Raw genomic sequence first — 12,451 nt, forward strand, 5'->3', positions numbered from 1 at the left:
CCGGCCACTCCCGGCGAGGGATTACCATGAGTACAGAAAACACGCCCACTGAAGTGAGGGCGGCTATCCCTTCGGCCGAAGGCCCGCAACTAACAGGTAAAATCGTCGCGTTACTGGCCGGCCTTTCTGCCATTAGCATACTGTCCACCAACATTATCCTTCCCGCGTTTCCGGATATCGGAGAGCAGCTTGGGGTGTCAGCGCGTGAGCTTGGTCTGACGCTCTCCAGCTTTTTCATCACCTTCGCGCTGGCTCAGTTGGTCGTCGGCCCGCTGGCTGACCGATACGGACGCAAGAAGCTGGTGTTGGGGGGACTCTCAATATTCATCGTGGGTACGGTGGTAGGCGGTCTCGCCGGTTCGCTGGAAACGCTGATCGTCGGGCGCATCATCCAGGCGCTGGGCGTATGCGCGGCAGCGGTTTTAGCCCGCGCCATTGCGCGTGATTTGTTTGAAGGCGAAACGCTGGCGCGCGCGTTGTCGCTGACCATGATCGCAGCGGCTGCCGCACCGGGCTTCTCGCCGTTGGTGGGGAGCGTGCTGACTACGGCGTTGGGCTGGCGTGCGATCTTCATACTGGTGGGCATTGCCGCCTTCGTTGTCGCCGTATTTTACGTCAACGTGCTGGGGGAAACCCATCCTGCTGAGCGTCGCACACCGCACTCGATACCGAGTGTGATATTCGCGTACGGCAGGCTGCTAATGGAGGGGAAATTCATACTTCCGGCACTGTCGATGAGCCTGTTGATGAGCGGATTGTTTGCCTCTTTCGGTGCCGCGCCCGCCATTTTGATGAACGGGATAGGCTTGTCGTCGCTACAGGCCGGGCTGTATTTTGCCGCCACCGTGTTCGTGGTCTTTGCCGCAGGGATGGCGGCACCGCGCCTGGCGCACCGCTATGGCGCGCAACTCATTACCTCGGGAGGTATTCTCACCGCATTATTGGGGGGGAGCCTGCTGCTGATTGGGCCGGAAACTCCAGGCTTGGCTTGGTATACCTTGTCCATGAGTCTGTACCTCTGGGGAATGGGGTTGGCCAATCCATTGGGAACGGCAATCACAATGGGGCCCTTCGGGAAACAGGCCGGCCTGGCATCCGCATTACTGGGTTTTCTTACAATGGGGGCGGCTGCAATCACAACCTGGCTCGGCTCGGTGCTGACGTTCCCCGCCGTCACCACGCTGGGGGGCATACAGGCGACGGCCTGTCTGATCGCACTGTTATTGTTCCTGCTGCGGGGAAAATTAACGGTATCGTCTTCGTAAAAACCCCGTCATTTTTGGCGAGCCTGCATCGACAAGGATCCTCAAGGGTAATCCGGGTGCAGTGCTTCTCTCTACCCCTGCAAGCACCTTAATGGTGCGAGTGGTTTTTTTTGGGGCAAGAGATGCCCTCTTTTGTTCATTTTTTCCTCTCTGTACAGCCCATCTCCCTAAAACCGCCGGTATTACCCTGCTTTGGTAAGTTGGCATCCTGCTTGCTAGGTTGTACATACAGGTTAGTACATATCGGGTCTGCGAATAGCTAAAAGGCAGGCGACGGTTAACAACAGTCCGTAATGGGGCAGGAAACGTAATGATTTCATTTGAGAGCATAAGCAAATTTTACCCCGATGGTACGGTGGCCGTAGACAGGCTGTCGTTCAGTGCGCCGACAGGCAAAATCACCATGCTGGTCGGGCCTTCGGGCTGCGGAAAAACCACGTCGCTGCGCATGATCAACCGGTTAATCGAGCCTTCTTCGGGGAGTATTTTGCTCAACGGACAACCGACGGCAGGGATGGACCTGGTCAAACTGCGCCGCAAGATTGGTTATGTGATCCAGAATGCCGGTCTGTTTCCGCATAAAACGGTGCAGGACAACATCGCCGTCACTGCGCTGCTTAACGGGGCAACGCGCACGGCGGCGCGTAAAAAGTCATTGGAACTTCTGGAACTGGTCGGGCTGTCGCTGGCGATGGCGGAACGTTATCCGTGGCAGTTGTCCGGCGGCCAGCAACAGCGGGTCGGCGTCGCCCGCGCACTGGCTTCCGATCCTGAATTCATGCTGATGGATGAACCTTTCAGCGCCGTCGATCCGGTGGTTCGCGAACAGTTGCAGGAGGAGTTTTTACGTTTACAGCGTGAAATCGGCAAGACGATCATCATGGTTACCCATGATATTGACGAGGCGATGAAATTAGGCGATCAGGTGGCGGTTTTTCGTCCCGGGGGGCGTCTGGCGCAAATCGCCTCGCCGGTCAAATTATTGAATGAACCTGAAGACGCTTTCGTCGCCGATTTTATCGGCCGCGATCGCGGATACCGTAAGCTTTCTTTTGAGATGATCCCTGAAGATATGGCGTTGGCTAAAGAGAAAGTCATTGCGCCGGGAATGTCGGTCAGCGAAGCCCGCTTAGTGGCAGGGCATGATCCCTGGGTGCTGGTGGTGGAAAATGATTGCCCGGTCGGCTGGTATGATGTGCAGCAAAACAAAACCACGGTAGAGGCAGAAGACATTAATCTTGGCAGCACCTTTGCGCCAAGAAATGGCACGCTGCGGCAGTTAATGGATTCTGTATTAAGTTCCCCCTGTCAGCGCGGCATTGTTGTCGATGAACGACAACGCTTTATCGGCACGGCGAATATCGAACAGGTATTTTCGCTTTCTCACTCCCGTGCCGAGAGGTAATGCCATGCGCTTTGACTGGTTGTTTCAGCAGCGGGAAAATATAGCGACGTTACTCGGCTGGCACGTTTATCTGTCCATCATTCCTGTCTTGATCGGGCTGGCATTGGCCATTCCGGTGGGCGGTTTACTTCACCGTTGCGGAAAGTTTAAGGACGGCATTCTTAATCTGTTGGGGCTGCTTTATACCATTCCCTCGCTGGCCTTGTTTGTCTTGTTACCGGGGCTGCTCGGCACCAAAATTCTGGATGCCGTCAATGTCGTTGTGGCGTTGACGCTGTATGCCTTCGCGCTGTTGATTCGCACGGTTTGCGACGGGCTGGATTCTGTCCCGCAAGAAACGCATCAGGCCGCCGTGGCTATGGGGTATCGGCCGCTACAGCGATTTCTGAGTGTCGAACTGCCGCTGGCGGTGCCGGTGATCGCCGCCGGCATGCGCGTGGTGGTGGTGTCGAATGTCAGTATTGTTTCCATCTCGGCGCTGGTCGGGATGCCGCAGCTGGGGGCGTTATTTACCCAGGGTTTCCAACTGCATTTTCTGACGCCGATTATCGCCGGTATTTTCTTGTGCATCGCGCTGGCGCTGCTGCTGGATAATCTTGTGCTGCGCACCGGCAATAAAATCACCGCCTGGCAACCGAAAAGGAATGCGAAATGATTAACTGGTTGCTCGACCCAGCTCATTGGCTCAATGACGACGGACTGCTGATGTTGATTTTCCAGCATCTGGTTTACAGCGTCGAAGCCTTGTTTGTTGCGGTGATTATCGCGTTTCCGGTGGGGTGTTATGTCGGGCATACCGGCAAAGGCGCGACGTTATTAATCGGCAGCGCGAATGCCATGCGTGCGCTGCCATCTTTCGGGTTGATCATCTTACTGGTCATTCTTTTCGGGCCGGTATTTGAATCCGATCTGGCCTTTATTGTGCCTTGCCTGATAGTGCTTATTATCCTGGCATTGCCGCCGATCATGATGGGCGTTTATTCCGGTATTCGGGCAATTAATCCGGCAATTATTGACGCAGCCATAGGTATGGGGTATTCGCCGTGGAAATTACTGCTCACCGTTGAGATCCCCTGTGCGCTGGCGTTGATATTATCCGGTATCCGGAGCTCGGCATTACAAATCGTTTCGACCGCCACCATTGCGGCTTATGTTTCTCTCGGCGGATTAGGGCGTCTTATTATTGATGGCCGCGCGCAGAACGATTATCCGCAGATGGTCGCGGGGGCTTTTATGGTCGGAATATTAGCCTTGCTGGTCGATGTGTTTTTCTCTTTTTTAATTCGTTTCACGGTATCACCAGGAATACGGCAGCGTGAACGCCGCCGTAAAAAAACATTGCCTTTATCGAATAGCTGAATCATCTACTCATTCATTCCGGAGTCTGATAAAAATGAAATTGAAAAATCTGCTTGCCGTTGCCCTGTTTTCTGCCGCCGTGGTGCATGCACCTGTGGCCCTCTCTGCTGATGCCGGTGAAACCCTTATCATCGGTTCCGCAGACTTCCCGGAAAGCCAACTGCTTGCCACTATTTACGAGCAGGCGCTGGCCGCTAAAAACGTCAAAGTGGAAACCAAACTCAATATCGGCAGCCGTGAGGTGTACATGCCTGCGCTGCTCGACGGTTCCATCAGTCTGATCCCGGAATACAGCGGCGCCACGCTGAGTTACCTCGACGAAAAAACGCAGGCTCACTCTTCCGAAGATGTGGCGGCGGCGCTGGCCAAAGCGTTGCCGGAAAAAATCAAGATGCTGGATATTTCGGCCGCGCAGGACCGCGATGTACTGGCAGTAACGGAAAAAACCGCGAAAAAATACAACCTGAAAGACATCAGCGATCTGGCTCCGATCGCCAAAACGCTGGTGCTGGGCGGCCCGGCAGAATGGAAAACCCGCCGTGAGGGCGTGAGAGGGTTGAGCGAAGTGTACGGATTAACCTTCAAAAACTTTAAGGTGCTTGATGTTGCCGGCCCGCTGACGCTGTCTGCGCTGACCAACAATCAGATCCAGGTTGCGGATATGACCTCAACCGATCCGGCCATTAAAACCAAAAATCTGGTGGCGCTGGAAGATTCCAAACACTTGTTCCCTGCGCAAAATATCGTGCCGTTGATTGCGAAAGACAAAGCCAGCGAAGTGGTCGAAACCACGCTCAAAGCCGTGTCCGCACAGCTGACGACCAGCGATTTGATCGTGATGAACGGCAAACTGGCGAATTTTGAAAGCGTCGATGCGGTAGCGAAAGAATGGCTGACTCAGCACGGTCTGAATAAATGAGGGCGCAACCGGTCACCTTAGGCACGGCTGAAACGTCGATCCGCGACATCGTCGATATTGCTTACGGCGCACAGGTGTTGCTCTCACCGCCTGCGTTAGACGGCATGCAGATGGTGCACGAGAAAATCAGACAGGCGATAGTCGAAAACAAAGTGATTTATGGGTTGACCACCGGCGTGGGCGATCTGGTCACGCAGCGGTTATCGCCGGAACAAATCTCCGATGTGCAACTCAATATGCTGAAAAGTCATGCTTGCGGGGTGGGACCAGAACTGGCACAGCATGAAGTGCGCGCGATGATGGCGGTGATGATCAAATCCCTGTTACAGGGTTTCAGCGGCGTCAGCCCGGCATTGGTGCTGACCATGGCGGATATGCTCAATAAGGGCGTGATCCCGTGGTCGCCCGGCAAGGGGTCGGTCGGGTATCTGATTGCTACGGCACACATCGGACTGTCGGTGTTTGGCTACGGAAAATCGTACTATCAGGGCGAGCTGTTGCCTGCCCGCGAAGCGCTGAAGCGGGCGGGCATTGCCCTGCGCATTCCCGGCCCGCGCGAAGGCCATGCGTTGGTCAGCGGCACCTACGAAATTACGGCGCTCGGGTGTCTGGCAGCGGACGCTTTCCGGGAACTCATCCCGGTGGCGGACGCCGCCGGCGGCATGAGCCTGGAGGTGCTCAAAGGGAATATCCGTGGTTATGACGCCCGCTTGCATGCCCTGAGGCCGCATGACGGGCAGCAGGAAACCGCGCGGATTTTACGCTGCCTGCTGCGTGACAGCGAGATCCTGGACAGATACCGAGATTTCCGCGTTCAGGATGCCCTGAGCCTGCGCTGCATCCCGCAAATGCATGGCGCGGTGCGTGATGTGCTGAGTTATTGCCAGAAAACCCTGACCACCGAAATCAATTCTGTCACCGACAATCCGGTGTTTATGGTTGAAGAGGGCGAGCTGAATGTGCTGCCGGGCGGCAACGGCCATGGCGCCCCGGTTGCGTTGTGTCTCGATGCGCTGGCGATCGCCATTGCCCAACTCAGTACCGGTTCGCAGGCGCGTTCCGACCGGCTGACCAACAGCCATCTCAGTGGCTTACCGGCCTTTTTAGTGGCGGACGGTGGGGCGTACTCAGGAATGATGATCCCGCCTTACGCCGCGGCCGCGCTGGCAGGGGAAAACCGAGCCTTGGCGGCACCGGCCAGCGTGCATACCGTGTCCACCTGCGCGGGACAGGAAGATCACATTTCTATGGGCGTCACGGCGGCGCGTAATGCTATCGATGCCGTCGAAAATGCCATCGATATCGTGGCGATAGAAATATTGTGCGCCACGCAGGCGGTGGAGTTTCACCGGCCGTTGCGGGCGTCCACGGGCACCGAAAGGGTGCTTTCGTTGGTGCGTCAGCGGGTGGCGTTCAGACAAAGCGATGAAGAAATGTATCCGGATATGCTGGCCATCCGGCAGCTCATTAGACAGGGCGATATTTACCGCGCACTGACGCCACTGATTTTTGCAGACACCGCTGAGGGAGAAACCGCATGAGTGCATCAGCTGCATCCCGGCCACTTGAAGGGATCAAAGTGCTTGACCTGTCCCGTGTGCTGGCCGGGCCTTATTGTGCTTCGTTGCTCAATGATCTGGGCGCGGAAGTGATCAAAATTGAAATGCCGGGAAAAGGTGACGATTCGCGTGATTTCACTCCGCATCTCAACGGAGAAAGTACCTATTTCATGCTGCTCAATCACGGCAAAAAAAGCCTGACGCTGAACCTGAAATCCCCGCAAGGGCGGGCAATGCTGGAGCAGTTGATTGAAGGTGCGGATGTGCTGGTGGAAAACTTTCGCCCCGGTGTGACCGCACGTTTAGGCATTGATTATGAAGCGGTGAAGAAGATCAATCCAAAGCTGATTTACGCCAGTATTTCCGGCTTTGGTCAGCAGGGGCCGCTTGCGCACAAAGCGGCTTACGACCACGTTATTCAGGCTATGGGCGGCATTATGCAGGTCACCGGCTGGGCGAATGGCGAACCAACGCGGGTGGGCGATGCCATCGGTGATGTCGTATCCGGCCTCTACTGCTCGTGGGGGATTCTGGCGGCCTTGTTGCAACGGGGCATTACCGGCCTCGGCCAGCACGTGGATGTCGCCATGCTGGATGCCATGGTGTCGATGCAAATGGTGTCGCTGACGCAGCTGCTCGGCGGCATGCCGCTGGCCGGACGGCTGGGCAATGCGCACCCGATCAGCGCACCGATGGACAGCTACCGCGCGGCCGACGGTTATCTGGTGATCGCCGTCGCCAATGACAGCCTGTTCCGTCGTCTGGCCGACACCCTCGGCATGCCGGAAATCTTGCAGGATGCGCGCTTTGCGACGGATCCGCAGCGCCTGAAACATCAGTACGAATTACGCGTGCTGATTGAAAAATGGCTGCACCCCAAAACCGTGGTGGAGGCGCTAGATCTGCTCGATACCGGCGGTATTCCCGCCGCGCCGGTCTGGGGGCTGGATCAACTGCTGCAAAGCCCGCATGCTGCGGCGCGCGGATTATTGCATCAGGTCATGCATCCGGTCGCCGGTGAAATCAGCATTTTGCCGCAGCCGGTGAAGCTCAGCGGCATGAGCCAGTTACCCGATTTAATGCCGCCGCAGCTTGGCGAGCACACCCGCACAATTCTCAGCGCTCAACTGGGGCTGTCTGCGCAGGAACTGGACACACTTTCGCAACAGGGCGTCATTTAACCGGAGGCAGAAAACATGGAATTAACGCAGGTTGCCGTGATTGGCGCAGGCACCATGGGCGCGCGGATCGCCGCGGTATTTGCCGCCAGCGGTTTCAGGGTGGCGCTTTATTCACGTACCGAAAACTCGCTGCATAACGCGGCGAAGCTGATTGAAAGCATCGGAGCCGGGCTGGCGTCTTCCGTTACCTTCACCACGTCACTGGCGCAATGCCTGCAAGACGCGAAGATTGTTTCGGAAAATATCGCCGAAGTACTGGCGCTCAAACAGCAGATTTTTCAGGAGATTGAAAAGCATGTCAGCGACGAGTGTCTGCTGACCACTAACACGTCCAGCGTGCCTATCGGACAGATTGCCAGCGTGCTGGCGGTGCCGTCGCGTTTTATTGGCCTGCATTGGTTTAATCCGGCGGATGTGATGCCGATGGTGGAAATCGTCTGCGGGCCGCAAACCCAGGAGAACACGCGCCGGCAGGCCGCTGCGCTTTGTCAGCAACTGGGCAAACAAACCGTGACCATTCATAAAGAAGCCCCCGGATTTATCGTCAACCGGCTGCAGTACGCCATGTTGCGTGAGGCGTTGCATCTGGTGACGGCCGGAATTGCCAGTATCGAAGACGTGGATTTTGCGGTGCAAAGCACGCTGGCACCGCGCTGGTCGGCGATGGGGCCGCTCAAGCTCATGGATTTTGCCGGGCTGGATACGGTGAAAAATGTCGCCGCGATATTACTGCCGGATTTGTCCAGCGACGATGTGCTGCCACCGTGGTTGTTGGCGCAAATTGAGCAGGGCAATCTGGGCACCAAAACCGGCGCGGGGTTTTATCCGTGGACGGCGCAGGAGATTGCCGAAGGTCTTGCGTACCGTAACGACACGATCCGTGCCATCAGCGGGATGCAAAAACCATGAGTGAACCTCTTCATTGTCAACGTCATGGCGACGAACTTATTGGCTGCGAACGCCATCAAAGCGTGGCGCATATCACTCTGAACCGGCCGGAAAAACTCAACGCGCTAAGTGCAGAAATGCTGACGCAGTTGCTGGAAAAAATGCGCGAACTGGATGGCGATAAACAGATCCGCGCAATAGTCATTTCCGGTTCGGCGCGGGCGTTTGCCGCCGGTGCTGACACCGGCACGCTGGCAACCGCCTCCGCAATAGCCCTTTACACCAGCGGTTTCAGTGAGAAATGGGATCAGATTTCCGCCATCGAAAAGCCGGTGATCGCGGCCTTATCCGGTTATGCGCTGGGTGGCGGGCTGGAACTGGCGTTGTTGTGTGACATCGTGATTGCCGATGAAACGGCCATTCTCGGACTGCCGGAAACGCACATCGGAATTATCCCCGGCGCGGGGGGAACGCAACGGCTGGTCAAATCGGTGGGGAAATCACTGGCGATGGAGATGATCCTCGCCGGGCGAAAAATCACCGCCGCAGAAGCGCTGGCCGCCGGGCTGATCAGCCGGATCACCTCGCCGGAAGCGTTAACGGAACAGGCGTTAAAGATCGCACAGAATATTTCCCGCGCTGCACCGCTCGCCGTTAAGATGGCCAAAAAAGCCGTGCTGGCGAGTTTCGATATGGGCTTAACGGCGGGCGTGAGTTATGAACGTTCGCTTTCGGCCCTGATTGCGGCCAGCGAAGACCGCAACGAAGGCATGCGGGCGCTGGCGGCGAAAGAGCCGGCAACGTTTACCGGCGAGTAAACACCGGCACTGCGCGGCATGTAAAATACAAGGCAGAGGGGCAACATGAAAGTTACAGAGCTTCCTGGCTGAAAGCATTTGAAGAACGACAAACGCTGTATTTCCAACGTCGCCAGCGCGGCATCAAAAGCAAAAAGCCCGCTTAAGTTTCCTTAAGCGGGCTTCTCTAATTTGGCTCCTCTGACTGGACTCGAACCAGTGACATACGGATTAACAGTCCGCCGTTCTACCGACTGAACTACAGAGGAATCGTGTGAACGGGGCGAATAATAGCGGGGTGCCGTGGCTTTGTCAAAGCACTAAAGTGAGGAAAAAGCGCGTTTGCTGTCAGAATGAGCATGTTGCGTCGTTTTTCAGCACTCATCCCGTTCATTCGCGGGGTTTGCCATCAGAAAATTCCTGCCATTGTCCTTGCACCGGCCATTGCACGTTTATGGTGCGAGTGTCTGAAAGGCCACGCCCGACGAACCGGAATGGCAAATAAATTCTTCTGCGCGGTTAGCGCGCAGGTCTCCGCTCAGCCTCCTGATAGCAGCGATCGTCCCCATTTTCCCACTGATATGTAGGATGAATAATCAGAAAATATGTATTGGCCGTCACAATGGCTGGATTTTTGCTTACCTAAATGCGGGTAATGCGACTGCGCTCTCGCGCAAATTATTTTCCCCGTCTACACATAAAGTGATTGCTCCGCGCCTTTGGGCGTTCTGCATACCCGTCATACTTGAAGCCACATCCGTGTTGGCTGTGAACGCTCGCCCCAGTCACTTACTTCAGTAAGCTCCTGGGGACTCATGTTCTTGCCGCCTTGATGCAGCTCCAATTATTTAGGGTATAAAAACAGTGCTGAGGAAAACAACAATGTCATCGAAATTCATTAAAAGTCCGCTCGCTGCTCTGCTTATCGGTTGTTTAGGTTCTGCTTTTTATGCTCAGGCCGATATCGTTATCGGCGTCGCCGGGCCGTTCTCCGGGCCGAATGCGACTTATGGCGATCAGTACTGGCGCGGCGCTTCGCAGGCGGCGGCGGATATCAACGCTGCCGGTGGGATTAAAGGGGAAAAAATCAAACTGGTGCAGGGCGACGACGCCTGTGAACCGAAACAGGCAGTCTCGGTCGCCAACCGTCTGGTCGATCAGGACAAGGTTTCGGCGGTAGTCGGCCACTTCTGCTCATCCTCCACCATGCCTGCCTCCGAGGTGTATGACGAGGCGGGCATCATCGCCATTACCCCCGGTTCTACCAACCCGCAAATTACCGAACGCGGCATGGCCAGCATGTTCCGCATGTGCGGCCGTGACGATCAGCAGGGGGTGATCGCCACCGACTACATGCTGAACACTCTGAAGGCCAAACGCATTGCGGTTATCCACGACAAGGACACCTACGGCCAGGGGCTGGCGGACGCCGCTAGGGCGGAGATGAACAAGCGCGGCGTGAAAGAGGTGCTGTATGAAGGGCTGTCGCGCGGCGAAAAAGACTTTAACGCGTTAGTGACCAAAATCGCGTCGGTCAAACCGGACGTGGTCTACTTCGGCGGCTGCCATCCGGAAGCCGGGCCGCTGGTGCGCCAGATGCGCGAGCAGGGCGTGACCGCCAAATTCTTCTCCGGTGACTGCGTGGTGACCGAAGAGCTGGTGACCGCTGCCGGCGGGCCGCAGTACACCAACGGCGTGCTGATGACCTTTGGCAACGATCCGCGTCAAATCCCGGAAGGCAAGGCGGTCATCGCCAAGTTCCGCGCCAGCGGTTTTGAGCCGGAAGGTTACACCCTCTATTCCTACGCTTCCATCCAGGCGATTGCCGCCGCCTTCAGCGCGACCGGTGGCAAAGACAGCGCCAAGGCCAGCGAATGGCTGAAATCGCACGACGTGGATACCGTGATGGGCAAAAAGGCCTGGGATAAGAAAGGCGACCTGAAAGTATCGGACTATGTGGTCTATCAGTGGGACGACAAGGGCAAATACCACCAACTCTAATTTTCTCCTGCGTCTTTCAAGCGGCAGCCTTGTTGGCTGCAACTTGAAATTCATTGGATAAATACGGGTTACGGATCCGCACGTTGGGCGGATCCGTTCCGATACTTCCTTGGGCCGCGTCGGACTTCGTTTGCGGCCCCTCCAGGCGAGACTGCAAATTATGGATGTTTTCTTCCTGCAACAGCTGATTAACGGCCTGACGCTCGGTGCGGTTTATGGCCTGATCGCCATCGGCTATACCATGGTTTACGGCATCATCGGCATGATCAACTTCGCCCACGGCGAGGTGTATATGATCTCCGCCTATCTGTGCGCCATCGGGTTGGCGCTGCTGTCCTTCTTCGGTTTGCACTCGTTCCCGCTGCTGATCCTCGGCACGCTGGTGTTTACTATCGTGATCACCGGCGTGTACGGCTGGGTGATCGAGCGCATCGCCTACAAACCGCTGCGCAATTCCACCCGCCTGGCACCCTTGATCTCCGCCATCGGCATGTCACTGATCCTGCAAAACTACGCGCAAATCAGCCAGGGGCCACGTCAGCAGGGGATCCCGACGCTGCTGAATGGCGTGTTCCGCATCGATTTCGACGGCGGGGCTCTCCAGATTACCTACACCAAGGTGTTTATTCTGGTCGCGTCCCTGCTGGGTATGGCCATTCTTACCTACGTGATCCAGCACACCCGGCTGGGGCGCATCTGCCGCGCCACTCAGCAAGACCGCAAGATGGCGTCGATTCTCGGCATCAACACCGACCGGGTGATTTCCCTGGTGTTCGTGATTGGCGCTGCGATGGCCGGGCTGGCGGGGGTGTTGATCACCATGAACTACGGCACCTTCGATTTCTACGTCGGCTTTATCATCGGCATCAAAGCCTTTACCGCTGCGGTGCTGGGCGGTATCGGCTCGTTGCCCGGCGCCATGCTGGGCGGCCTGCTGCTGGGGGTGGCGGAGGCGCAGTTCGCCGGTATGGTGAACTCGGATTATAAAGACGTTTTCTCCTTCGGGCTGCTGGTAGCGATCCTGATTTTCCGCCCGCAGGGCCTGCTCGGACGGCCAATGGTCGCTAAGGTTTGAGG

Annotated in this window: 11 protein-coding genes and 1 tRNA gene; 11 read left to right on the forward strand and 1 reads right to left on the reverse strand. The window is 56.5% G+C overall.

The genetic code is table 11. The annotated features are described in order from the left end of the window. Nucleotides 1-26: 26 nt before the first annotated feature. The 9 genes from V2S86_RS02955 to V2S86_RS02995 all read left to right on the forward strand — a co-directional run bounded on the left by V2S86_RS02955 (nucleotide 27) and on the right by V2S86_RS02995 (nucleotide 9,394). On the forward strand, nucleotides 27-1,265 hold the full coding sequence (locus V2S86_RS02955) for a multidrug effflux MFS transporter (protein WP_330761156.1): 1,239 nt from the start codon (nucleotides 27-29) through the stop codon (nucleotides 1,263-1,265). Between the two features lie 310 nt (nucleotides 1,266-1,575). Continuing rightward, complete coding sequence (locus V2S86_RS02960) at nucleotides 1,576-2,670, forward strand: ABC transporter ATP-binding protein (protein ID WP_330761157.1); 1,095 nt, start codon at nucleotides 1,576-1,578, stop codon at nucleotides 2,668-2,670. Nucleotides 2,671-2,674: 4 nt separating this feature from the next. Beyond that, on the forward strand, nucleotides 2,675-3,325 hold the full coding sequence (locus V2S86_RS02965) for an ABC transporter permease (protein ID WP_004946938.1): 651 nt from the start codon (nucleotides 2,675-2,677) through the stop codon (nucleotides 3,323-3,325). After that, complete coding sequence (locus V2S86_RS02970) at nucleotides 3,322-4,029, forward strand: ABC transporter permease (RefSeq protein WP_330761158.1); 708 nt, start codon at nucleotides 3,322-3,324, stop codon at nucleotides 4,027-4,029. The genes V2S86_RS02965 and V2S86_RS02970 overlap by 4 nt, the downstream gene beginning before the upstream one ends. Nucleotides 4,030-4,063: 34 nt before the next feature. Then, complete coding sequence (locus V2S86_RS02975; RefSeq protein ID WP_330761159.1) at nucleotides 4,064-4,948, forward strand: ABC transporter substrate-binding protein; 885 nt, start codon at nucleotides 4,064-4,066, stop codon at nucleotides 4,946-4,948. Then, nucleotides 4,945-6,489 carry an HAL/PAL/TAL family ammonia-lyase gene (locus V2S86_RS02980; protein WP_330761160.1) on the forward strand — a complete coding sequence of 515 codons (1,545 nt, stop codon included), beginning with the start codon at nucleotides 4,945-4,947 and terminating at the stop codon, nucleotides 6,487-6,489. The genes V2S86_RS02975 and V2S86_RS02980 overlap by 4 nt, the downstream gene beginning before the upstream one ends. Next, a complete protein-coding gene (locus V2S86_RS02985) occupies nucleotides 6,486-7,688 on the forward strand; it encodes a CaiB/BaiF CoA transferase family protein (RefSeq protein ID WP_330761161.1) in 1,203 nt (400 codons plus the stop codon). The genes V2S86_RS02980 and V2S86_RS02985 overlap by 4 nt, the downstream gene beginning before the upstream one ends. 15 nt (nucleotides 7,689-7,703) lie before the next feature. After that, nucleotides 7,704-8,597 (forward strand): 3-hydroxyacyl-CoA dehydrogenase family protein, encoded by an 894-nt coding sequence (locus tag V2S86_RS02990; RefSeq protein WP_330761162.1) that lies wholly within the window; start codon nucleotides 7,704-7,706, stop codon nucleotides 8,595-8,597. Next, nucleotides 8,594-9,394 carry an enoyl-CoA hydratase-related protein gene (locus tag V2S86_RS02995; RefSeq protein WP_062792174.1) on the forward strand — a complete coding sequence of 267 codons (801 nt, stop codon included), beginning with the start codon at nucleotides 8,594-8,596 and terminating at the stop codon, nucleotides 9,392-9,394. The genes V2S86_RS02990 and V2S86_RS02995 overlap by 4 nt, the downstream gene beginning before the upstream one ends. 172 nt (nucleotides 9,395-9,566) lie before the next feature. Here V2S86_RS02995 and V2S86_RS03000 read toward each other — a convergent pair. Continuing rightward, nucleotides 9,567-9,642, reverse strand: a tRNA-Asn gene (locus V2S86_RS03000). 613 nt (nucleotides 9,643-10,255) lie between these two features. On the opposite strand from V2S86_RS03000, the gene V2S86_RS03005 reads away from it, so the two are divergent. Beyond that, entirely contained in the window at nucleotides 10,256-11,374 is a 1,119-nt protein-coding gene (locus tag V2S86_RS03005; RefSeq protein WP_330761163.1) for a branched-chain amino acid ABC transporter substrate-binding protein, read from the forward strand. Between the two features lie 160 nt (nucleotides 11,375-11,534). Next, nucleotides 11,535-12,449, forward strand: coding sequence for an ABC transporter permease subunit (locus V2S86_RS03010; protein WP_330761164.1), 915 nt, complete (start codon nucleotides 11,535-11,537; stop codon nucleotides 12,447-12,449). Nucleotides 12,450-12,451 lie beyond the last annotated feature (2 nt).

This window comes from Serratia sp. C2(1) (genome assembly GCF_036352655.1).
GTDB lineage: Bacteria > Pseudomonadota > Gammaproteobacteria > Enterobacterales > Enterobacteriaceae > Serratia > Serratia inhibens.